The 22,096-nt window shown below is 68.2% G+C and carries 21 protein-coding genes; 19 read left to right on the top strand and 2 right to left on the bottom strand.

The window, feature by feature from the left end; genetic code table 11:
- Nucleotides 1–123 precede the first annotated feature (123 nt).
- From cobN to QOC69_RS25565, 7 genes are all read left to right on the top strand, one after another.
- A complete protein-coding gene (gene cobN / locus QOC69_RS25595) occupies nt 124–3,747 on the top strand; it encodes a cobaltochelatase subunit CobN (RefSeq protein WP_526444913.1) in 3,624 nt (1,207 codons plus the stop codon).
- A gap of 27 nt (nt 3,748–3,774) precedes the next feature.
- Nucleotides 3,775–4,158 (top strand): PPOX class F420-dependent oxidoreductase, encoded by a 384-nt coding sequence (locus QOC69_RS25590; RefSeq protein ID WP_526444911.1) that lies wholly within the window; start codon nt 3,775–3,777, stop codon nt 4,156–4,158.
- Between the two features lie 3 nt (nt 4,159–4,161).
- Nucleotides 4,162–4,542 carry a PPOX class F420-dependent oxidoreductase gene (locus QOC69_RS25585; protein ID WP_526444909.1) on the top strand — a complete coding sequence of 127 codons (381 nt, stop codon included), beginning with the start codon at nt 4,162–4,164 and terminating at the stop codon, nt 4,540–4,542.
- Nucleotides 4,543–4,575: 33 nt separating this feature from the next.
- Complete coding sequence (locus tag QOC69_RS25580; protein ID WP_526444907.1) at nt 4,576–5,055, top strand: FxsA family protein; 480 nt, start codon at nt 4,576–4,578, stop codon at nt 5,053–5,055.
- Between the two features lies 1 nt (nt 5,056).
- Complete coding sequence (locus QOC69_RS25575; RefSeq protein ID WP_526444905.1) at nt 5,057–6,661, top strand: amidohydrolase; 1,605 nt, start codon at nt 5,057–5,059, stop codon at nt 6,659–6,661.
- Complete coding sequence (gene lnt, locus QOC69_RS25570) at nt 6,654–8,540, top strand: apolipoprotein N-acyltransferase (RefSeq protein ID WP_526444903.1); 1,887 nt, start codon at nt 6,654–6,656, stop codon at nt 8,538–8,540. The genes QOC69_RS25575 and lnt overlap by 8 nt, the downstream gene beginning before the upstream one ends.
- A 66-nt stretch (nt 8,541–8,606) precedes the next feature.
- Nucleotides 8,607–9,368, top strand: coding sequence for a polyprenol monophosphomannose synthase (locus QOC69_RS25565; protein ID WP_526444901.1), 762 nt, complete (start codon nt 8,607–8,609; stop codon nt 9,366–9,368).
- Here QOC69_RS25565 and QOC69_RS25560 read toward each other — a convergent pair.
- Complete coding sequence (locus QOC69_RS25560) at nt 9,365–9,700, bottom strand: RNA polymerase-binding protein RbpA (protein ID WP_029117540.1); 336 nt, start codon at nt 9,698–9,700, stop codon at nt 9,365–9,367. The genes QOC69_RS25565 and QOC69_RS25560 overlap by 4 nt on opposite strands.
- Before the next feature lie 135 nt (nt 9,701–9,835).
- On the opposite strand from QOC69_RS25560, the gene QOC69_RS25555 reads away from it, so the two are divergent.
- From QOC69_RS25555 to QOC69_RS25510, 10 genes are all read left to right on the top strand, one after another.
- The gene (locus QOC69_RS25555; RefSeq protein ID WP_526444938.1) at nt 9,836–10,165 is read left to right on the top strand and encodes a hypothetical protein; all 330 of its coding nucleotides are present in this window, start codon (nt 9,836–9,838) and stop codon (nt 10,163–10,165) included.
- Nucleotides 10,166–10,245: 80 nt separating this feature from the next.
- Complete coding sequence (locus QOC69_RS25550) at nt 10,246–11,532, top strand: alpha/beta hydrolase (protein WP_526444898.1); 1,287 nt, start codon at nt 10,246–10,248, stop codon at nt 11,530–11,532.
- Between the two features lie 89 nt (nt 11,533–11,621).
- Nucleotides 11,622–12,329: a hypothetical protein gene (locus QOC69_RS25545; protein ID WP_526444896.1), complete on the top strand. Its 708-nt coding sequence runs from the start codon at nt 11,622–11,624 to the stop codon at nt 12,327–12,329.
- A 141-nt stretch (nt 12,330–12,470) separates the two neighbouring features.
- Nucleotides 12,471–13,259, top strand: coding sequence for an ABC transporter permease (locus QOC69_RS25540; protein ID WP_526444936.1), 789 nt, complete (start codon nt 12,471–12,473; stop codon nt 13,257–13,259).
- On the top strand, nt 13,256–13,993 hold the full coding sequence (locus QOC69_RS25535) for an ABC transporter ATP-binding protein (protein WP_526444894.1): 738 nt from the start codon (nt 13,256–13,258) through the stop codon (nt 13,991–13,993). Before QOC69_RS25540 ends, QOC69_RS25535 begins: the two co-directional genes overlap by 4 nt.
- Before the next feature lie 58 nt (nt 13,994–14,051).
- Nucleotides 14,052–15,071, top strand: coding sequence for an ABC transporter substrate-binding protein (locus tag QOC69_RS25530; protein WP_526444934.1), 1,020 nt, complete (start codon nt 14,052–14,054; stop codon nt 15,069–15,071).
- A gap of 7 nt (nt 15,072–15,078) precedes the next feature.
- Nucleotides 15,079–16,170 carry an LLM class flavin-dependent oxidoreductase gene (locus QOC69_RS25525; RefSeq protein WP_526444892.1) on the top strand — a complete coding sequence of 364 codons (1,092 nt, stop codon included), beginning with the start codon at nt 15,079–15,081 and terminating at the stop codon, nt 16,168–16,170.
- 120 nt (nt 16,171–16,290) lie between these two features.
- Nucleotides 16,291–16,866: a hypothetical protein gene (locus QOC69_RS25520; protein WP_526444890.1), complete on the top strand. Its 576-nt coding sequence runs from the start codon at nt 16,291–16,293 to the stop codon at nt 16,864–16,866.
- 20 nt (nt 16,867–16,886) lie between these two features.
- A complete protein-coding gene (locus tag QOC69_RS25515) occupies nt 16,887–17,273 on the top strand; it encodes an ArsR/SmtB family transcription factor (RefSeq protein ID WP_526444888.1) in 387 nt (128 codons plus the stop codon).
- A complete protein-coding gene (locus QOC69_RS25510; protein WP_526444885.1) occupies nt 17,273–18,208 on the top strand; it encodes a cation diffusion facilitator family transporter in 936 nt (311 codons plus the stop codon). Before QOC69_RS25515 ends, QOC69_RS25510 begins: the two co-directional genes overlap by 1 nt.
- Here QOC69_RS25510 and QOC69_RS25505 read toward each other — a convergent pair.
- Nucleotides 18,198–18,890, bottom strand: a complete 693-nt coding sequence (locus tag QOC69_RS25505) for a hypothetical protein (protein ID WP_526444883.1) — start codon at nt 18,888–18,890, stop codon at nt 18,198–18,200. The genes QOC69_RS25510 and QOC69_RS25505 overlap by 11 nt on opposite strands.
- Before the next feature lie 79 nt (nt 18,891–18,969).
- Here QOC69_RS25505 and QOC69_RS25500 point away from each other — a divergent pair, with 79 nt between their 5' ends.
- Complete coding sequence (locus tag QOC69_RS25500) at nt 18,970–20,475, top strand: carboxylesterase/lipase family protein (RefSeq protein WP_526444881.1); 1,506 nt, start codon at nt 18,970–18,972, stop codon at nt 20,473–20,475.
- A gap of 44 nt (nt 20,476–20,519) precedes the next feature.
- The coding region (locus QOC69_RS25495) for a primary-amine oxidase (RefSeq protein WP_526444879.1) at nt 20,520–22,096 on the top strand (1,577 nt) is incomplete at its 3' end.

Below are 22,096 nucleotides of genomic sequence, written 5' to 3'. Positions count from 1 at the left end.
GCTCATCGTCGCCGCCGGTCTGCCGTACCCCCAGTCGTGGTACGGCCGCTGGGGCAACTCTGACCGCTGACTGACCGGTCGCCGACGTCACAACCCGCGGCGTCGGTGCGGTACGAATGGTGGGTGACGCCCCCACCTCGCTCGGAGTCAGCTTCGTCGCCCACCGTTCTACTGCTGTCGACGTCTGACACCGACCTGATCACGGCCCGCACCAGCGGCGCCGGCTACCGGTGGGCCAACCCGTCCCGGCTGCTGCCCGACGAGCTGATCGAGCTGCTGTCCGGTGTCGACGTGGTCGTGGTGCGCATTCTCGGTGGTTTCCGGGCCTGGGACGACGGCATCGACAAGGTTCTCGCCAGCGGCGTGCCCGCGGTCGTCGTCAGCGGTGAACAGGCCCCCGACGCCGACCTCATGGACCGCTCCAGCGTGCCCGCGGGCATCGCGTTGCAGACGCACATCTACCTGGCCCAGGGCGGCGTCGACAATCTCCGGCAGCTCCATGCCTTTCTGTGCGACACGGTGCTGATGACCGGCATCGGGTTCGAGCCGCCGGTCAGCACGCCGACGTGGGGGCTGATGGAGCGTCCGGGGGCAGGCCGCTCCGATGTCGACGGCCCGACCATCGCGGTGCTCTTCTACCGCGCCCAACACCTGGCAGGCAACACCGCCTACATCGAATCGCTATGCCAGGCCATCGAATCGGCGGGCGGTCGCGCGCTGCCGGTGTACTGTGCGTCGTTGCGCACCCCGGCCGCCGAACTGCTCGACACGCTCACCACCGCCGACGCGATGGTGGTGACGGTGTTGGCCGCCGGGGGAGCCATTCCCGCCACCGTCGGAGCCGGCGGTGACGACGACAGCTGGAATGTCGCGCACCTGGCGGCACTCGACGTCCCGATCCTGCAGGGGCTGTGCCTGACCACTTCTCGCGCTCAGTGGGACGGCAACGATGACGGCCTCAGTCCGCTGGACGTTGCGACGCAGGTCGCAGTTCCGGAATTCGACGGCCGGATCATCACGGTTCCGTTCTCGTTCAAGGAGATCGACGACGAGGGACTGATCTCCTACGTCGCCGATCCCGAACGGTGTGCTCGGGTGGCCGGACTGGCCGTGCGGCACGCCAGGCTCCGAACGATCCCCGTCCACGACAAGCGGGTGGCGGTGGTGTTCTCGGCGTATCCCACCAAGCACGCCCGCATCGGCAACGCCGTCGGTTTGGACACCCCGGCCAGCGCCGTTGCGCTGCTGCAGGCGATGCGCGACGCCGGTTACCTGATCGGCGACGTGCCCGGCGTCGAGGCTCAGGACGGGGACGCCCTGATTCACGCGTTGATCGAACGTGGCGGCCAGGACCCGGACTGGCTCACCGAGGGACAGCTGGCCGGGAACCCGATCCGGTTGCCCGCCAAGGTGTATCGCGAGTGGTTCGCCACCTTGCCTGCGGCGCTGACCGACCAGGTCGTCGAACACTGGGGGCCGCCACCCGGTGACCTCTTCGTCGACCGCAGCGCCGATCTCGACGGCCACATCGTCATCGCCGCCATGCAGGCAGGCAACGCCGTACTGATGGTGCAGCCGCCGCGCGGATTCGGGGCGAACCCGGTCGCCATCTATCACGATCCCGACCTGCCGCCCAGCCACCACTATCTTGCCGCTTACCGCTGGCTAAACATGTCGGTGGCCGACGGCGGCTTCGGCGCCGACGCGGTGGTGCACCTCGGCAAGCACGGCAACCTCGAGTGGCTGCCGGGCAAGACACTGGGCATGTCGGCGACCTGTGGCACCGACGCCGCGCTCGGTGATCTGCCGCTGATCTACCCGTTCCTGGTCAACGACCCCGGCGAGGGCACCCAGGCCAAACGCCGGGCGCACGCCACCTTGATCGACCATCTCATCCCGCCGATGGCACGCGCCGAAACCTATGGCGACATCGCGCGATTGGAGCAACTCCTCGACGAACACGCCAACATCGCCACCCTCGACCCCGGCAAGTTGCCCGCCATCCGTCAGCAGATCTGGACGCTGATGCGGGCGGCCAAGATGGATCACGACCTGGGGCTGACCGAGCGGCCGGACGAGGACTCGTTCGACGAGATGATTCTCCACGTCGACGGCTGGCTGTGCGAGATCAAGGACGTCCAGATCCGCGACGGCCTGCACATCCTCGGGCAGGCGCCCGCGGGGGAGCCGCAGGTGGATCTGGTGTTGGCCATCCTGCGTGCCCGACAGCTATTCGGTGGCGACAGTTCGGTTCCCGGGTTGCGTCAGGCTCTGGGGCTGGCCGAGGACGGCACCGACGTCCGTGGCGCCGTCGACGTTGCGGAGGAGCAGGCGCGCGGGCTGGTGGCCGCGCTGCAGAAGACGGGCTGGAATCCCGAGCAGGTCGATTCGCTGACCGCCAATCCGGACGTCGCCACGGTGCTGCGATTCGCGGCGACCGAGGTGGTGCCCCGGCTCGCGGGCACCTCGGCGGAGATCGACCAGGTTATGCGTGCCCTTGACGGAAGATTCATCGCGGCCGGCCCGTCCGGATCGCCGCTGCGCGGGCTGGTCAACGTGCTGCCCACCGGCCGGAACTTCTATTCCGTCGATCCCAAGGCCGTGCCGTCGCGGCTGGCCTGGGAGACCGGCACGGCGATGGCGGATTCGCTACTGGCCCGATATCGCGACGACTACGGGCGCTGGCCGCAGTCGGTCGGCCTGTCGGTATGGGGCACCTCGGCGATGCGCACCTCCGGTGACGACATCGCCGAAATCCTTGCGCTGCTTGGTGTTCGGCCGGTCTGGGATGACGCGTCGCGACGAGTCGTCGACCTCGAGGCGATGACGATGGCCGAACTGGACCGGCCCCGCATCGATGTCACCGTCCGGATCTCGGGCTTCTTCCGTGACGCGTTCCCGCACGTCGTGGCGATGCTCGACGACGCCGTTCGCCTGGTCGCCGGACTCGACGAACCCGACGACGCCAACTACGTCCGCGCGCACGCCAAGGCCGACCTCGCCGACCACGGCGACCAGCGGCGCGCGACGACCAGGATCTTCGGCTCGAGACCCGGCACCTACGGCGCAGGGCTGCTGCAGCTCATCGACAGCAAGAACTGGCGCGACGACGCCGATCTGGCCGAGGTCTACACCGCGTGGGGCGGCTTCGCCTACGGTCGCGGCCTCGACGGGGTGTCGGCCGCCGACGACATGAACCGCCAGTACCGACGAATTGCGGTGGCGGCGAAGAACACCGACACCCGTGAGCACGACATCGCCGACTCCGACGACTACTTCCAGTACCACGGTGGCATGGTGGCCACCGTCCGTGCGCTGACCGGGCAGGCACCCGCCGCCTACATCGGCGACAACACCCGCCCCGACGCGGTGCGCACCCGCACGTTGTCGGAGGAAACCACCAGGGTGTTCCGGGCTCGCGTGGTCAACCCCCGCTGGATGAAGGCGATGCGCAGGCACGGGTACAAGGGCGCGTTCGAGATGGCCGCCACCGTCGACTACCTGTTCGGCTACGACGCCACCGCGGGCGTGATGGCCGACTGGATGTACGAACGGCTGGCCGGGGAGTACGTGCTGGACGACGAGAACCGCAAGTTCATGGCCGAATCCAATCCGTGGGCGCTGCACGGCATGGCGGAGCGATTGCTCGAAGCCGCAGGCCGCGGAATGTGGGCGGAGCCGGACGCGGCCACCCTCGACGGCCTGCGCCGGGTGCTGCTGGAGGCCGAGGGCGACCTCGAGGGCTGACGGCCGGGGGCGGCTAGATTGGGTCGCATGACGGTCACATTCGCCGAGGTCGCCAATTCCGAGTACATCCTGCTGACCACCTTCACCAAGGACGGCAGGCCCAAGCCAACGGCCATCTGGGCTGCACCGGACGGTGACCGCCTGGTGGTGATCACTCAGGAAACGTCTTGGAAGGTCAAGCGGATCCGCAACACGCCGCGCGTGACCATCGCCAAGTGCGACATGCGCGGCAACGTGAAGGGGGAAGCGGTCGAGGCGACCGCCGTGATCCTGGACAAGTCGGTCAACGGCGCCACGTACAACGCGATCGGCAAGCGGTACGGCCTGGTGGGCAAGACGTTCAACTTGTTCTCGAAACTGCGCGGCGGCATGAAGAACAACGTGTCGATCGAGCTCAAGGCGGTGAGCTGAGCCGTGGCTCTCACCTTCGCCGAGGTCGCCAATTCCAAGTACATCCTGCTGACCACCTTCACCAAGGACGGCAGGCCCAAGCCAACGGCCATCTGGGCCGCGCCCGACGGCGACCGCCTGTTGGTCACGACTGAGGAGGATTCGTGGAAGATCAAGCGGATCCGCAACACGCCACGCGTCACCGTCGCCGTCTGCGACATGCGCGGAAATCCGAAGAGCGAGCCGGTTGACGCCGTCGCCACGGTCCTCGACAAGTCCGAGTACGACCGTGTGCAGCGGGCCATCACCAAGCGGTACGGCTTCATGGGCTGGACGTTTGGCCTTTACGTGAAGCTCCGCAAGCTTGACCAGAAGAGCGTCGGCCTCGAGCTGAAGGCGGCTTAGGAACCCTTGCCGGTTCCGAGGCGTTGACACGACATGGCTATGCGGCTATTCCTCGTCTACGCCCTCGTCGAGCTGGCGGTGGTGGTCGGACTGGCGTCCACGATCGGCTTCGGCTGGACCGTGCTCCTGCTCATCGGCACCTTCGCGCTCGGCCTCGCGCTGGCCGGTTCGCAGGTCAAGCGCCAGATTCAGCGGCTGCAGTCGGGGCTGGCCGCACCCCGCGGCGCCCTTTCCGACGGCGTCCTGGTCGCGCTGGGCACCATCTTGACGGTGGTCCCCGGGCTGGTCACCTCGGTGCTCGGCGTCCTGCTGCTCCTGCCGCCCACCCGCGCTCTTGCGCGTCCGGCCGTCACGGCGCTGGCCGCCCGCGGGCTGTTCCGGGTGCCGCTGATCGTCACCACCGCGGGCGGGTATCCGCCCGGGCGCGGCGACTACATCGATGGTGAGGTCGTCGACGTGACGGACGACGTCACCCCGGTCGACCCGCGCAGCCTGCCACCGCACACCGACTAGCTTGACGACACTGCTCGTCAACGGCCGGGTGCACAGCCCGGCGATGCCGGATGCGACGGCGATGGCGGTTCGCGACGAGACCGTGGTGTGGCTCGGCAGTGACGACGTGGGGCGTCTGCAATTTCCCGACGCCGACGTCGTCGATCTGGACGACGGCTTCGTGGCGCCCGCGTTCGTCGACAGCCACGTCCACCTCACCGCGACCGGACTGTCCGTGATCGGTCTCGACCTGCGCGCGGCCGCCTCGCTGGAGGACCTGCTGCGGCTCGTCACCGACTACGCGCACCGCCACCCCGACGGCCCCATCTGGGCGCACGGCTGGGACGAAACCGATTGGCCCCGAAGCGTTCCGCCGACCACCCAGGAGCTGGACGCCGTCCTCGGTGGGCGGCCGGCCTACCTGGCACGGGTCGACGTGCACTCCGCGCAAGCGTCCTCGGGGCTGCGGCAACTGGTGCCCGACCTGGCGACCGCGACCGGTTACGCCGCGCAACTGCCGCTCACGGCGGGCGCCCATCACCTGGTCAGGGCCGCGGCGCGGAAGATGTTGACGCCGACACAGTTGCGCGACGCCCGCGTCGCCGCGCTGGACCTCGCTGCGCGTTCCGGGATCGTCGCGGTGCACGAGTGCGCCGGACCCGAGATCGGCGGCATCGGCGACTGGCAGGCGCTGCGCACGCTCGACCACGGCGTTGAGATCGTCGGCTACTGGGGTGAGGCCGTGCGCACGGCCGAGGAGGCGCGGGCGCTGCACGCCGAGACGGGCGCGCACGGGTTGGCCGGTGATCTGTTCGTCGACGGCGCACTCGGATCGCGCACCGCGTGGCTGCAAGATCCCTACGCCGACGCGCCGCACACCTGCGGCAACGCCTACCTGGACGCCGAGGCCGTCCAAACTCACCTGAGCGCATGCACCGAAGCCGGAATCACGGCCGGGTTCCACGTCATCGGCGACGCCGCGGCCGCGGCGGTGGTCGATGCACTTGACCGCATCGCCGATCGGTTCGGTGCTCCCGCCGTCGCCCGGTGCGGTCACCGACTGGAGCATCTGGAGATGGTGACCGCCGAGCAGGCAGGCCGACTCGGCGCGCTGGGCGTGGTGGCCAGCATGCAACCGAACTTCGACGCGGCATGGGGCGGTTCGCACGGCATGTACGCCCTTCGCCTTGGCGCGGACCGAGCCAGGCTGCTCAACCCGTTCGCCCTGTTAGCATCCCAAGGCGTGCCACTTGCCTTCGGTTCGGACAGCCCCGTGACCAGCATGAATCCGTGGGCGACCGTGCGTGCGGCGATACGGCACCAGACACCGGGTAGCGCGATCTCGGCCCGTGCGGCGTTCGCGGCCGCCACCCGCGGCTCGTGGCGCGCCGGTGGGGTGCGCGACGGCGTCACCGGGACGCTGGCGCCGGGTGCGCTTGCCTCCTACGCGGTGTGGGACGTTCAAGGAGGACGCGAGGGTCTCGAGGTCGCGGCACCGGCCGACACGGTGCAGCGCTGGTCCACCGACCCGCGGGCGCGGGTGCCCGCCCTGCCCCGGCTCGGCGCCGACGACCCGCTGCCGACGTGCCGCCAGACGGTGCACCGGGGTGTCGCCATCCATGGCTGACCCGAAGCGCAGGCGCTACTGGTCCCGACCCGGTGACGCCACCGAGATCCTTCCCGCGGTGCGGGACGCCGTCGACGAGGACCTCGCTGCCGACGAGGACCTCGCTGTCGACGAGGACCTCGCCGCCGAGGAGGACCTCGTCGTAGAGGAGACCACCGACACCAAGGAAGAGGGAAAGGGCGCTCCCGACGCCGACGAGACCCCCGACGCTGACGAGGCCCCCGACGCTGCGGCGCCGGCCACGCGATGGGCACGAATCGCCGCACGGCTCCGGCGGGCACTGGAGCCCCGGGCACTGCGCCTGTCCGCGGCCATCGCGGCGGGTCTGCTGCTGTGCGTCAGCTTTCCGCCGTTCAGCTGGTGGTACTTCTCGTTCGCCGCGTTCGCGTTGCTGGCCTGGGTGTTCACCCACCCGGCCACCCGACCCGCCGGTGGGTTCGGCTACGGACTGCTCTTCGGTCTGGCCTTCTACATCCCGTTGTTGCCATGGATCAGTGGATTGGTCGGGCCGTTTCCGTGGCTGGCGCTGTCGACCATGGAAGCCCTGTTTCCCGGCCTGTTCGGGCTCGCTGCCATCGCCGTGCGGCGGCTCCCCGGCTGGCCGGTGGCCTTCGCCGGTCTATGGGCGCTGATGGAATGGCTGAAGTCGACAGTGCCGTTCGGTGGATTTCCCTGGGGCGTGGTCGGATTCAGTCAATCCGACAGCCCGCTGCTGCCCATCGCGCACTTCGGCGGTGCGCCGCTGGTGTCGTTCGCGGTGGTGCTGGTCGGTTTCAGCGTGGCGGCGATCGTGATGGAGGGTGTGCAGCGGTGGCGCCACGTTCCGCGCGCAGGCGCTGCTGCGCCGCCGGCGGTGGTGATACCCGGCGTCTGCATCGTGGTCGTCCTGCTCATCGTGGCGCTGGCCGGGCCGCACGTGCGCCAGTCGGGATTGGGCGCCGGTGACGACCAGGCGGTCACGATCGCCGCGGTGCAGGGCAACGTGCCGCGACTGGGGCTGGAGTTCAACGCCCAGCGGCGTGCGGTGCTGGACAACCACGTTCGCGAGACGATGCTGCTCGCCGAGGACGTGCGTGCAGGCCGGGCGCCGCAGCCCGCTGTCGTGATCTGGCCGGAGAACTCGTCGGACATCGACCCGATCCGGAATCGCGACGCGGCCGAGGTCATCTCGGCGGCGGCCAACGCGGTGCACGCGCCGATTCTGGTCGGCGCCGTGCTCGCCGCGCCCGGCTACAGCCCCGACAACCCGGTATCGACCAACTCGGTGATCGTGTGGGATGGGCAGAGCGGTCCGGGCGAGCGGCACGACAAGCAGATCGTGCAGCCGTTCGGCGAGTATCTGCCGTGGCGCAGTTTCTTCGCGCACCTGTCGTCGTTCGCGGACCGGGCAGGCTACTTCGTGCCTGGCACCGGCAATGGAGTAGTCAATGCCGGGGGCATCCCGATCGGGGTCACCACGTGCTGGGAGGTGATCTTCGACCGTGCCCCCCGTGAGTCCGTGCTCAATGGCGCACAAGTGCTCGCGGTGCCCGCCAACAACGCCACGTTCACCGAGGCGATGAGCGCCCAGCAACTCGCGTTCGCCCGGTTGCGGGCCGTCGAACACGATCGCTACACGGTGGTGGCGGGCACCACCGGCATCAGCGCGGTGATCGCGCCGGACGGCCACGAGGTGGCCCACACCGCCTTCTTCGAGCCCGCGTACCTGGACACCCAGGTCCGGCTCAAGTCGGGGCTCACGCCCGCAACCAGGGGGGGCCCGATCGTCCAAGGACTACTCGTTGCCATCGGTGTTGCGTCCGTGGCCGCGGCAATACTGCACAATGGAGGCTTCGTGCGTCGCCGGAAGAAGGCGACCGACGCCGAAGGAGCGACATGACCGTGGAGCGAGAAGCGCAGCGGGATCGCGCATGACCGTGGAGCGAGAAGCGCAGCGGGATCGCGCATGACCGCAGGTGGCGACCGCCTGAGTCAACGCACGCTGGTCATCATTCCGACCTACAACGAGCGGGACAATCTGCCGCTCATCGTCGGCAGGGTGCACAGCGCGCGGCCCGACGTCCACATCCTCGTCGTCGACGACGGCAGCCCCGACGGCACCGGTGAACTGGCCAACGACCTGTCGCTGGCCGACCCTGACCGCATCCACGTGATGCACCGCATCACCAAGGCCGGCCTCGGGGCCGCCTACCTGGCCGGATTCGCCTGGGGCCTTGGCCGTGGCTACTCGGTTCTGGTGGAGATGGACGCCGACGGTTCGCACGCCCCCGAAGAGCTGTACCGGCTGCTCGACGCCGTCGACGCGGGCGCCGACCTGGCGATCGGCTCGCGCTACATCCCGGGCGGAACGGTGCGCAACTGGCCCCGCAGGCGGATGGTGCTGTCGCAGACGGCCAACGGGTACTCGCGAATCCTGCTTGGCGTCGACGTCAACGACATCACCGCCGGCTACCGCGCCTACCGGCGCGAGGTTCTCGAGAAGATCGACCTCAGCGCTGTCGACTCCAAGGGCTACTGCTTCCAGATCGACCTGACCTGGCGGACGATCAGCGCCGGATTCGTCGTCGTCGAGGTGCCCATCACGTTCACCGAACGGGAGCTGGGCCAATCCAAGATGAGCGGGTCGAACATCCGTGAGGCGATCTTCAAGGTCGCCGAGTGGGGTCTGCGTGGGCGCCTCGATCGCGCCCGCGGCGTCGTCCGCTAGCCGCGGCGGCGGGTCTTGATGATGTCGAGCCGCTCCTTGAGCAGCTCATCCAGCTCCTCGACCGAGCGGCGCTCCAGCAGCATGTCCCAATGGGTGCGCGGCGGCTTCGCCTTCTTGGGCTCGGGCACGTCGCCGTCGATGAGGGCGCCCTCCATGCCGTTGCGGCACGGCCAGGTGCCAGGGATCTCGGCGTCGTCGGCGAACGGAACCTCGAAGATCTCGCCGTTGTCGGTGCGGTACCTGGCCACCTGACGCGGCGCCAAGTCGTGGTTGCGGTCGGTCTCGTAGCTCACGGCTCCGAGGCGACTGCCCCTCAAGACACGATCAGCCATCGTCAACATCTCCTCGTCATGCGATTGGTCCGGGGAATCAACGCATTCGAATCTCGCGAAGTTCCCGACTCAGACACCCATGATACCGGGATCGGTGCTGCCAGCGGTTTAGAGTCGGGTTCCGTGACACTCGTAATCGGACGACGCCGTCGTACGCAGCCTTGCCGCTGGTGCGGCCGCGAGGTCTCGGACGCGGGGGTGGGCAGGCGTCGGCAGTACTGCAGGCAGTCGTGTCGGCAACGTGCCTACGAGCAACGCGCCATGGTGAAGGGCACGTCGCTGTCACCCGACTCAGTGGTACTGACCGCGGATGAAGCGTCTCAGCTGTCCGACCGCGTCTTCGAGGTCCGGTGTGCCGCCGAGGACCTCGCGACGGCCATCGACGAAGGTGCCAAGCCCGCTGAACTGCGCGAACTGTGCGACGCCCTGATGAGCGCGGCCAAGGCGGCCGACGGCTGGCGCTGATCCGGCCTGCACCGCCGGCGTGTCGGCGCGTGCTGCGATCGGCGTCGCGATCGCACCAGCACAGACGCCTCACAGCTACGATGACCACCAAGACCACCGAACGGGATCGGCAACCTCGAGATCGGAACATCGTGACCCTGTCGTCCGCGGAGTCAACCCCGGAACCGACCGCATCCGGTCGGGTGTGGCGTTTCGACGACTTCGTGTTGGACACCGGCCGTTACGAACTGCGTCGAGGCGGCGACGTGATCAAGGTCGAACCACAGGTTTTCGACGTGATGACCCACCTGGTCAGCAACCACGACCGGTTCGTCACCAAGGAAGAACTCTTCGACACGGTGTGGGGTGGGCGCTTCGTCGGCGAGGCGGCATTGACCAGCCGGATCAAGGCGGTTCGGCACGCGCTTGGCGACGATGGCGAGTCGCAGCGCTTCATCCGGACGGTCCGCGGCCGCGGGTATCAGTTCGTCGGCACGATCGTCGTCGATGCGGCGCCTCAGGCCACTGTGCCCGAATCGACGCCGCCGCCGCGCCAGCACATCGCGTTCTGCCGGGCTGCCGACGGAGTGCGGTTGGCGTACGCGGTGGCGGGGGACGGCCCGCCCTTGGTCCGGGCCGCGAACTGGATGACCCACCTCGGCTACGACATCGAGAGCCCCGTCTGGCGACACTGGGTTCGCGATCTCGCCGCCCGGCACACCTTCATCCGGTACGACGAGCGCGGTTGCGGGCTATCCGATTGGGAAGCAGCCGATTTCACGTTCGACGACTGGGTGACGGATCTGGAGTCGGTGGTCGAAGCGCTCGGGCTGGAACGATTTCCACTTCTCGGGGTGTCCCAGGGCAGCGCGGTGGCAGTGGCCTACGCGGCCAAGCATCCCGAGCAGGTCACCAAGCTCATCCTGTGTTCGTCCTACGCAAGGGGCCGTGCGGTGCGGGCCGTCGACGATGCGGAGAGGCGTGCGGCCGCATTGGATCTCGACCTCGCCAGGGTCGGCTGGGGTCGGGATGACCCTGCGTTCCGGCAGGTGTTCGCCGCGCAGTTCCTGCCCGACGGCTCCCGCGCGGATTGGGAGGCGTTCGACCACCTGCAGCGCCGCACCACGTCCCCGGACAACGCGGTGCGCTTCCTCGAGGAGTTCGCCCGAATCGACGTCCGCGAGCTGGCGCAACGGGTGTCGTGTCCGACGCTGATCATGCACTCCCGTGACGACCACCGGGTTCCGATGCGCTACGGCGAGGAGCTCGCCGCCCTAATCCCGGACTCCCGGCTGGTGGCACTGGCGAGCAACAACCACCTGCTGACCGAGACCGAGCCGGCCTGGCAGGTGTTCTGTTCCGAGCTCGAGTCCTTCCTGGCGGACTGATCGGGGTCTGATCGGGGCTCGTTCAGATCTCCACGCAATCTCCATACATTCTCCATGCACCGCCGCGCGACGCGATTCATGCTGGTCACATGAGAAAACAGTTCCGCACCCTGCTCATCGGTGTCAGCGCGATGATCGCGTTGGGCACCCTGACCGCCTGCTCGAGCGGCTCGTCCACGGAAGCGACGCCCTCGCAGGCATCGCCGTCGTCGGCACCCGCGACGGCCGCGCCCTTCCCCACCTCGGCCCGGTACATGGCCGACATGGAGAAGGACGGAAAGAAGATGACGATCGGCATCTCAGTCGACGGTAACGACATCACCGCCTACGCCTGCAACGGCGTCGACGACGAGGCGTGGTTCTTCGGCAACCAGGCCGCCGGGGCGATCGACATCAAGAACAAGTTCCGCGACACGTTGAACGCGTCATTCACCGGCTCGGACGTCAAGGGCGCCTTGACGATGAACGGCGTCAGCTACGACTTCACCGCCGCTCCCGTGTCCGCTCCGGCAGGCATGTACACCGCGGCCCTCGACGGCGTGCGCGCCTCCTGGATCGTGCGTCCCGACGGCTCGGTGACCGGTGTGCAGTTCAACGGCGGCATCACCAGCCGCGACTTCGAGCAGGCCGAACTGCAGCAGCTCAACAACGCGCAGTTCCAGGCCACGGTCCGCAACAAGCGGATCCTGCAGCAGGCTGACCAGTCGGTGAAGCTGGCGAACAACAAGCTGACCTCGAAGATCAACGGCACCGACGTCACCGGCGATCTGGTGACGGGCAACACGCGCTTCGCCTGAGCGAACCGCTCCACCAACAGCCCTGCCGGCCATCGCCGGCAGGGCTGTTCCGTTTGCGTCAGCCAGAGTTGAACCCTTCCCGCGGTTCGCGCCGATGCTTAGGGTCGCTGCATCGTGACCACTCCCGTCGAACCCGCCGCCGTGACCACGGTGGCCTCACCGACGGCTAAAGTGGGTCTGCGGCAGCACAAGTGGGGCGTGATCCGGCTTCTTTCTCCGATTCTCCTGCTGGCGCTCTGGCAGTTGGGTAGCGCGATCGGGTTGATCTCGCAGGACGTGCTGCCAGCCCCGTCGCTGATCCTCGAAGCCGGGATCGAACTCATCAAGAACGGTCAACTCGCCGATGCGCTGCGGGTGTCGGGGGTCCGGGTGGTCGAAGGCTTGATCCTCGGCGGGCTGATCGGCGTCACGCTGGGCACCGCGGTGGGCCTGTCCCGATGGTTCGAGGCGACCGTGGACCCGCCGATGCAGATGGTCCGCGCGCTTCCACACCTCGGCCTGATCCCGTTGTTCATCCTGTGGTTCGGCATCGGTGAGTTGCCGAAGGTGCTGCTGGTGGCACTCGGCGTCAGTTTCCCGCTGTACCTCAACACGTTCTCGGCGATCCGCCAGGTCGACCCGAAACTCTTCGAAACCGCTCAGGTGCTTGGCTTCTCGTTCTGGCAGCGGTTCCGTACCATCATCGTGCCGAGCGCCGCACCGCAGGTGCTGGTCGGTTTGCGGCAGTCGTTGGCCATCGCCTGGCTCACGCTGATCGTCGCCGAGCAGATCAACGCCGACAAGGGAATAGGCTTCCTGATCAACAACGCCCGCGATTTCCTGCGCATCGACATCATCATCTTCGGCCTGATCGTCTACGCCCTGCTGGGCATCGGCACCGACGCCGTCGTCCGCGCCATGGAACGCCGAGCCCTGAGGTACCGCTCTTGACCGTCACTTCCGAACGAAAGACCGGCACCGCAGGCGAACTGCGCCACGTCGACAAGTGGTACGGCGGGCATCACGTCCTCGTGGACGTTTCCGTGCAGATCGGCAAGGGCGAGATCGTCGCGCTCATCGGCCGCAGCGGCTCGGGCAAATCGACGGTGCTGCGGGTGTTGTCGGGTCTTTCGACCGACCACACCGGTGAACGCGTGGTCGCAGGCGCGCCCGCGATGGCGTTCCAGGAGCCGCGCCTGTTCCCGTGGCGCGACGTGCGAACCAACGTCGTCTACGGATTGACCCGCAGCAGGCTCTCGAGGTCGGAAACCGTGGCCCGCGCCGATCGCGCGCTGGCCGATGTGGGTCTTGCCGACCGCGCGGGCGCCTGGCCGCTCACGCTGTCCGGCGGACAGGCGCAACGGGTTTCGCTGGCCAGGGCGCTGGTCGCCGATCCTGCTCTGTTGCTGCTCGACGAGCCGTTCGGCGCCCTCGATGCGCTGACCCGATTGAGCATGCGGGCACTGTTATTGGAGCTGTGGCGGGAACACCGATTCGGGGTGCTGTTGGTTACCCACGACGTCGACGAAGCGGTCGCGCTCGCCGACCGGGTGCTGGTGCTCGACGAAGGACGGGTCGTGCACACCATGGTCATCGACGACGTGCGGCGTTCGCCGTCGGACCCGTCGGCCAACACCGAGCGCTACCGCGCCGAGCTGCTCGACAAGCTCGGCGTCCAGATCTGACGACCTCGAAGCCCAACCCGAAGGAACGACCATGCCTGATTCCGGGTCAAGAACCCGCATGACCATCGCGGTACGCGTCGCGGCACTGCTGACGTTGGTTGGCCTGGTGGCCGGCTGCGTATCGCGCGAAGAGAACGCGGGCGCCCAGCAGGCCCCTGCCACCGTGCCGCTGACCGAACTGTCCGACGTGACACTGCAGGTCGGTGACCAGAAGGGCGGCACCGAGTCGCTTCTGCGCGCCGCCGGAGCACTGGACAACCTGCCCTACAAGGTGGTGTTCTCCACCTTCACCTCGGGCCCGCCGCAGGTGGAGGCGGCGACCGCGGGCAAGATCGACTTCGCGATCACCGGAAACACCCCGCCGATCTTCGGCGCGGCGTCCAACGCGAAGGTGAAGGTCGTCTCGGCCTACAACGGGGGCGGTATCGGTGATCAGATCCTGGTCCGCGCCGATTCGCCCATCACGTCCATCGCCGAGCTGCGCGGCAAGCGCATCGCGGTCGGCAAGGGCAGCTCCGCGCACGGCCACATCCTGGCCCAGCTGAAGAAGGCCGGGCTCACGCCGGCCGACGTGCAGCTGGTGTTCCTGCAACCCGCCGACGCGCTGTCGGCGTTCACCCAGCGGGAGGCCGACGCGTGGGCGATCTGGGATCCCTACACCGCACAGGCCGCCGAGCAGCTGCCGGTGCGCAGCATCGGTCAGGCCAAGGACGTGACCAACGGCTACTGGTTCGGCATCGCGTCCGACCAGACGTTGGCCGACCCGAAGCGCAACACCGCACTCGCCGATCTGCTGATTCGCTTCGAGAAGGCCGCCGGGTGGGCCCAGCAACACCCGGAGGAATGGGCGAAGAGCTACGCGGCCGCGGTCGGTCTGGATCCCAAGGTCGCCGAGGTGTCGCAGTCGCGCAGCCTGCGCCTGCCCACCGAGCTCGACGACGAGGTAATTTCGTCTGAGCAGAAGCTCGCCGACCTGTTCGCCGAATCCGGCCAGATCGCCTCGGCACCGAAGTTCGCCGACTGGGTCGACCGTCGATACAACGATGCCCTTCGGCCCCTGCTGATCAGCACCAACTAGGAGCAAAATGCCAGCCAAATTCTTTTGGTTCCTACCCACCAACGGCGACAGCCGCTCGATCGTCGGTGCGTCGCACGCCTCTTCGCATCACATCGTGCCCGACAACTACCGTGCACCGACCCGCCGCTACCTCGCCGAGGTCGCCCGCGCCGCCGATCGGCTCGGTTACGAAGGGGTCCTGACGCCGACCGGAACCTGGTGCGAGGACGCGTGGTTGACGGCGGCAGCGCTGCTGGCCGAGACCGAGCGGCTCAAGTTCCTGGTCGCATTCCGGCCCGGACTGGTCCCGCCGACGTTGGCGGCGCAGCAGACCGCGACGCTGCAACGGTTTTCGGAGGGCCGGGTGTTGCTCAACATCGTCAGCGGTGGCGATGACGTCGAGCAGCGCCGCTTCGGTGACTGGCTCGGCCATGACGAGCGCTATTCCCGCACAGCCGAGTTCCTACACGTGGTGAACTCGGTGTGGCGCGAGGAGTCGGTGAACTTCAAGGGTGACTACTACACCGTCGAGGACGCCAGGGTGTCGGCGCCGCCGGATCCGTTGCCCGCGATCTACTTCGGCGGTTCGTCGGCCGCCGCGCTGCCCGTCGCGGCGGAGTACGTCGACGTGTACCTGACCTGGGGTGAGCCCCCGCAGGCCGCCGCGGCAAAGATCGACCAGGTGCGGGCGCTGGCCGAGGCCCGCGGCCGCAAGGTCCGGTTCGGGATCCGGCTGCACACCATCAGCCGCGACACGTCGGCCGCCGCGTGGGCCGTCGCAGAAGAACTGGTCGGCGAGCTCACCGAAGATCAGGTGGCGAACGCGACTGCGCTGCACGCCAAGTCGGAGTCGGAGGGGCAGCGTCGGATGACCGCCCTGCACGGGGGCCGGCTCGACAAGCTGGAGATCTACCCCAACCTGTGGGCGGGCGTTGGCCTGGTGCGCGGCGGCGCGGGCACGGCGCTGGTCGGCAGCCACGAAGAGGTCGCCAACCTGATCTACGAGTACCACTCGCTGGGATTCGACGAGTTCATCCTGTCCGGCTACCCGCACCTGGAGGAGGCCTACTGGTTCGCCGAGGGCGTGCTCCCGCTCCTCAAGCAGAAGGGCGTCGCTTGAAATGACCCGGGCCTAACCCGCGAGCAGTCCGCGCAAGCGCGGCTCCAATAAAAGTGCCCCTTTCAGGACAAGATTGGGCACTTTTGTGTCTCGCGCGGTAAAAGCAGCCAAACTTCTGGTGTGGACGACTGGTTCGAACGCAGCCCCGTCGTGGGGTTCGCGCCGTGGATCATCTACTGGGTGGTGGCCGAGGGGCCGAGCACCTGGTTGTACGGCGCACTGTGTGCGGTGCTTTCGGCGATCATCCTCGGTGTGTCGATGGGGTTCGGTGGCCCTCGACTCCTGGAGATCGTGACCATCGCCTTCTTCGTCGCAGTGACGGCCGTGGCCATGATCGTCGGCGCTGCCGACCGGGACTGGATGGACACCTACTCCACGACCCTGTCCAGCGGCGTGCTGGCGGTGATGGCAGTGGGATCGCTGGCGTTCACCCCGTTCACCGAGCAGTACGCCAGGGTGACACCGCCCCTTCAGGACTGGGAGAAGCCGGCGTTCCGCCAGACCAACCGTGTCCTGACGCTGATGTGGGCGCTGGTGTTCGCGCTGATCGCGGTGCTGGGCTACGCCGCCGCCCAGGTTCCGGAGACCAGGGACTGGACCAACTGGGTGATCCCGATCGTCGTGCTCGTGGGTGCGGTCGGGATGACGCAGACCTATCCGGCGCGGGTGCGGGCACGAATCCAGCCGGCGGAGTAATCGCGCGCTATTATCTGCGTATGAATGCAGATAAGCAGGCGTGCACGCGCCGGCTTGCGGACGACCAGGCCGACCTCGTCGTCGAGGTGTTCCGGATGCTCGCCGACCCCACCCGCGTGCAGCTCCTCTGGTCGTTGGCAGATCGGGAGATGTCGGTGAACGACCTGGCCGCACGGGTCGGCAAGCCCGCACCATCGGTATCGCAGCACCTGGCCAAGCTGCGGATGGCGCACCTGGTCCGCACGCGGCGCGAGGGCACCCAGATGTTCTACCGGCTGGAGAACGACCACGTCCGTCAGCTGGTCACCGACGCCGTGCACAACGCTGAGCACGTCGCCGGGGGAGTGCCCGCCCATCACCTCGACGATCGCGAGCTGCGCGTCCTGCACGACGGGAGTGCGGGCTGATGGGCCTCGGATTCGGACACGGACACCACCACGGACACCACCACGACGCCGGTGCCCTCGCCGACAGCGCGGCGGGCATCCGTGCGGTCAAGGTCAGCCTCGTCGTGCTCGGCATCACCGCCGCCGCTCAGGTCGCCGTCCTGGTGGTGTCGGGTTCCGTGGCGCTTTTCGCCGACACCGTGCACAACTTCTCGGACGCGCTCACCGCGGTTCCGCTGTGGATCGCCTTCGCGATGAGCCGGCGAACCGCCACCCAGCGATACACGTACGGGTTCGGCCGCGTCGAGGATCTGGCCGGGCTGTTCGTCCTGGCGGTCATCGCCATTTCGGCGGCGATCGCCGCAATCCAAGGGGTGCACCGTCTGATCGACCCGGTGCCGCCGTCGCATCTCGGGTGGGTGGCCGCCGCTGGTGTGATCGGGTTCGTGGGCAACGAAGTCGTTGCGGTGTATCGCATCAGGGTCGGCAAGCGCATCGGATCGGCGGCGCTACGGGCCGACGGAATGCACGCCCGCACGGACGGTTTGACGTCGCTGGGCGTGGTCGGGGGCGCCATCGGCGTCGCGCTGGGCTTCCCGCTCGCCGATCCCATCGTCGGGCTGGTGATCGCGTGCGCGATCGGCGGAGTGCTGGTGGTTGCCGCACGCGACGTGTTCGGCAGGCTCCTCGACGGCGTCGACCCCGAACTGGTCGCGACCGCGCACCGGGTGCTGGCCGAGCGGTTTGGCGTGCGCGCGGTGCGGCAGGTCAGGATGCGCTGGGTGGGCCACCGACTGGAGGCTGACGTGGAGCTGGACGTCGACCCGCGGTTGACCTTGGCGGAGGCGCACCGGCTGGCTCACGACGCCGAACACGAACTCGCCCACGCGATTCCGACGTTGTCGCATGCGATCGTGCACGCCTATCCGGGGCACGAATCCGCGCTCAGCAGCTGAGCCGCAGACCGATGTCGGGTGGCGGCGTGGTCTTCTGCAGACATCCGAAGCCCTCGATACCGGCTGGGGCCAGCTTGACCGCCGTCTGGCGGGCGTAGTCGACGCAGAACAGGCCGGCCGCGTCCGCCCGGCAGCGGTAGTCACCGAACGCCAGGGACTGGCCCGCGGGCAGTTCCTCGCCCGTGCCATTGACGAACACTCCGGGATCACCGTGTGGCGATCCGACGTCGACGCTGGTGCCATCGAAGTCCACCCAGTTGTTCTTCCACGCGGTCGGGAAGTCGGGCGGGCGGGGCGGCGGATCCGTCAGCTTGACCAGGCAGGCCAGCGCTCCGTCCCGGTACTTGTTGGTCACGCAGCTGGCCTCGTCACCCGTGGTGACGAATGCGACGTAATCGCCCAGTGGCGTCGTCACGCCGGCCTGCGTCGCCGAGTGGTAGTTCGTGGGGTCGGCGGGCGTGCCCGCTTCGATCCATGCGATGACGTCGGCAATCGCCGCGCCGGCCGCGGGTGGCGCGCCTGGTCCGGACGTGCGCGTCGTGGCCGGGGCCTTGGAGGTCGACGAGACCGTGGTGGAGGACGAGGGCGTGGTGAGCGCTGACGAGGGCGGCTGGTTGTCACCCACCGTGGACGAACACCCCGCGACCAGCGCAGACGCCGCTACGAGCACAGCAATCCGCATGCCGGCCAGGCTAGCGGGCATACCGGGCACACCGTGTCAGGCGCGTCGGGCACGGGAATTGTTCGCTACCGTCTGAGACATGCACGAACGCACCAAACGCGTCACCATCGACAGCGGGACCATCGAGGGTTTCACCCGTGACGGTGTGCATCGTTGGCGCTCCATCCCGTTCGCACGTCCGCCGGTGGGCAGGCTGCGCTACCGCGCGCCCCAGCCGGTGCAGCCGTGGCCGGGCGTCCGCTACTGCCACGGGTTCACCTATTGCGCGCCGCAGGAGCGCAAGTACACCCTGCTGGGGGTGGGCAAGTACCAGCCCACGAGCGAGGACTGCCTGACGCTGAACGTGGTGGCGCCGGAGACGCCCTCCGACGATCCACTGCCGGTGATGGTCTTCATCCACGGCGGCGGCTACATCCTGGGTAGCTCGGCAACGCCGATCTACGACGGGGCGGCGTTGGCACGGCGGGGTTGCGTGTATGTGTCGGTGAACTACCGGCTGGGTGCGCTGGGCTGCATGGACCTGTCGTCGCTGTCGACACCGGAGAACCCGATCGACGACAACCTGTTTCTGCGGGACATCGTCATGGCGTTGCGGTGGGTTCGCGACAACGCGGCCGTCTTCGGCGGCGACCCGGACAACGTGACGATCTTCGGTGAGAGCGCCGGAGCGCACGCCGTGGCCACTCTCATGGCGGTTCCGGAGGCGAAAGGCCTATTCGCACAGGCGATTTCGGAGAGCCCGGCCAGCGGTATGTCAGGACCGCCGGAGGTCGCGGCGGCCTTCGCCGACGACCTGGCCGATGTTCTCGGGGTGAAGCCGCAGGACGCGGCAGCGGCGGTGATGGCCGCGCGGCCCGCGGAGTTGGTCGACGCGCTCGACAAGGTGATGCGCGGGATCAAGGAGATGCGCGGAGCCTTCGTCGTCGGGCCGACGTTCGGCACCGAATACCTGCCGCAGGATCCGGTTGCGGCCATGCGCGACGGCACCGCGCATCGGGTGCCGCTCATCGTCGGCACCAACGCCGATGAGGGCAAGCTCTTCACCCGCTTCCTGCAGTTGTTGCCGACGACCGAGCCGATGATCGATGCCCTGCTCGCCGACACCGACGTCGAGTCGAAGATCCGGATCACCGAGGCGTATCCGGGCTATCCGAGTCCGAGCGCGTGTATCCGCCTCGGTGGTGACTTCGCCTTCGGGACGGCGGCCTGGCAGATCGCCGAAGCGCACGGCAGGCACGCGCCGACCTACGTCTACCGATACGACTACGCGCCGCGGACGTTCCACTGGTCGGGGTTGGGCGCCACCCACGGCACCGAACTCTTCGCCGTGTTCGACGTCTACCGGACCCGGTTCGGATCGCTGCTGACCGCCGCGGCGGACCGGCGCTCGGCGCGCCGGGTGAGCAACGACGTGCAGCGGCGGTGGCGGGCCTTCAGCAGGACTGGGCTGCCTGGCGAGGGCTGGCCCGCCTACACCGACAAGGAACGACCCGTCATGGTGTTCGACCGGCACGCGCACCTGGAGTACGACCCTCGCGCCGAGCGGCGCCGGGCGTGGGAGGGCTTCTCGCTCGCCGCCAACTGACGACACCGCCGCGATCTCGTCAACCGACTGCGTGGCATCGCCGGATGTGGTTGCGTAGGTGGGTGACTCACCCACTGGATCCGCTGTCGGCCAACGAATTCAGCGCCGTCGCCGGGATTCTGCGACGCGAGCACGGCGTGGACTCCGGCTGGCGGTTCGCGTCGATCGAGATGCTCGAGCCGAGCAAGGCGGAGCTGCGGGCGTACGACGATGACGGCACGGTGCCTGTCCGCCGGGCGACGGTGGTCTGCTTCGAGCGGGCCGCCAACGCCACCTTCAAGAGCGTGGTCTCGTTGAGCGCGGACCGTGCCGAGTCGTTCGACCACGTCCCCGGCGTGCAGCCCAACTTCACCGTTGACGAGTTCGTCGAATGCGACCGGGTGCTGCGGGCCCACCCGGAGGTGGTGGCGGCATTGGCCACGCGCGGCATCACCGACATCGACAACGTCTTCATGGACACCTGGACCTACGGCGACGCCATGACCCCGCCCGAGTACCGCGGCCGCAGGCTGGGCTGGTCGGACACGTGGCTCAAGGACGCTCCAGGCGCGAACCCGTACGCGCACCTCGTCAGCGGACTGCACTGCGTGATCGACCTCAACTCGATGGAGGTGCTGTGCGTCGAGGACGGTGGTCCGTTCTCCGGGGGTGGCGTCGAAGCCCCTGAGGTGATGGGCGAATACGTGCCACGGCACATTCCCGAGCGGATCCGTGCAGCGTCGCGGCGCGAGCCGCTCAAACCACTGCACGTCACCCAGCCCGACGGTCCGTCCTTCACCCTGGACGGCAATCTGCTGACGTGGCAGAACTGGTCGTTGCGGGTCGGTTTCAACTACCGCGAGGGGATGACCCTGCACACCGTGCGCTATCAGGACGGCGACCGGTCGCGCTCGGTGGCCCACCGGATGTCCTTCGCCGAGATGGTGGTGCCCTACCGCGACTCGTCGGCCGACCACTACCGGCGCACCGCCTTCGACATCGGCGAGTGGGGTCTTGGCTTCATGACCACCTCGCTCGAGTTCGGTTGCGACTGCCTCGGGGAGATCCGCTACCTCGACGCGGTCCTGCACGACAGCACGGGCGAGCCGTACACCATCGCCAACGCCGTGTGCATCCACGAGGAGGACAACGCGGTGTTGTGGAAGCACGTCGACCACGACGCGGGCGCCGAGGTGCGCCGGATGCGGCGGTTGACGGTGTCCTTCCACGTCACCGTCGCCAACTACGAGTACCTCGTCTACTGGCGGCTCTACCAGGACGGCAACATCGAGTGCGAGGTCAGGGCCACCGGCATCATGGTCACCACACCGCTGGCCCCCGGACAGCCGAATCCCAACGGCACCCTGGTCGACGAACGCACGTATGCGCCCTTCCACCAACACTTTCTGGTGGCCCGGCTCGATCTCGACGTCGACGGCACCGACAACACCGCGTACATGACCGAGTCGTACGCCGAGCCCATGGGACCGGACAACCCGTACGGCCTTTCGCTGGTGGTGCGCAACGTCGCGCTGCGCACCGAGGTCGAAGGCAAGCAGGACGTCGACTTCGCCACCCAGCGGGCGTGGAAGGTGGTCAACACCAACGTCACCAACGGGCTCGGCACCCACCCGTCCTACAA

Source organism: Mycobacterium sp., assembly GCF_032162105.1.
Lineage (GTDB): Bacteria > Actinomycetota > Actinomycetes > Mycobacteriales > Mycobacteriaceae > Mycobacterium.
The sequence above is the reverse complement of the archived record's forward strand: the minus strand, read 5'-3'. Positions and strand labels throughout refer to the sequence as shown.

Excerpts from the sequence above, each read along its gene's own strand:
- QOC69_RS25560 (WP_029117540.1), bottom strand. The coding sequence starts at position 9,700 with ATGGCTGATCGTGTCTTGAGGGGCAGTCGCCTCGGAGCCGTGAGCTAC.
- QOC69_RS25580 (WP_526444907.1), top strand. The coding sequence starts at position 4,576 with ATGGCTATGCGGCTATTCCTCGTCTACGCCCTCGTCGAGCTGGCGGTG.
- QOC69_RS25515 (WP_526444888.1), top strand. The coding sequence starts at position 16,887 with ATGAATGCAGATAAGCAGGCGTGCACGCGCCGGCTTGCGGACGACCAG.
- QOC69_RS25565 (WP_526444901.1), top strand. The coding sequence starts at position 8,607 with ATGACCGCAGGTGGCGACCGCCTGAGTCAACGCACGCTGGTCATCATT.
- QOC69_RS25590 (WP_526444911.1), top strand. The coding sequence starts at position 3,775 with ATGACGGTCACATTCGCCGAGGTCGCCAATTCCGAGTACATCCTGCTG.
- QOC69_RS25545 (WP_526444896.1), top strand. The coding sequence starts at position 11,622 with ATGAGAAAACAGTTCCGCACCCTGCTCATCGGTGTCAGCGCGATGATC.
- QOC69_RS25530 (WP_526444934.1), top strand. The coding sequence starts at position 14,052 with ATGACCATCGCGGTACGCGTCGCGGCACTGCTGACGTTGGTTGGCCTG.
- QOC69_RS25500 (WP_526444881.1), top strand. The coding sequence starts at position 18,970 with ATGCACGAACGCACCAAACGCGTCACCATCGACAGCGGGACCATCGAG.
- QOC69_RS25505 (WP_526444883.1), bottom strand. The coding sequence starts at position 18,890 with ATGCGGATTGCTGTGCTCGTAGCGGCGTCTGCGCTGGTCGCGGGGTGT.
- QOC69_RS25510 (WP_526444885.1), top strand. The coding sequence starts at position 17,273 with ATGGGCCTCGGATTCGGACACGGACACCACCACGGACACCACCACGAC.
- QOC69_RS25550 (WP_526444898.1), top strand. The coding sequence starts at position 10,246 with ATGACCACCAAGACCACCGAACGGGATCGGCAACCTCGAGATCGGAAC.
- lnt (WP_526444903.1), top strand. The coding sequence starts at position 6,654 with ATGGCTGACCCGAAGCGCAGGCGCTACTGGTCCCGACCCGGTGACGCC.
- QOC69_RS25525 (WP_526444892.1), top strand. The coding sequence starts at position 15,079 with ATGCCAGCCAAATTCTTTTGGTTCCTACCCACCAACGGCGACAGCCGC.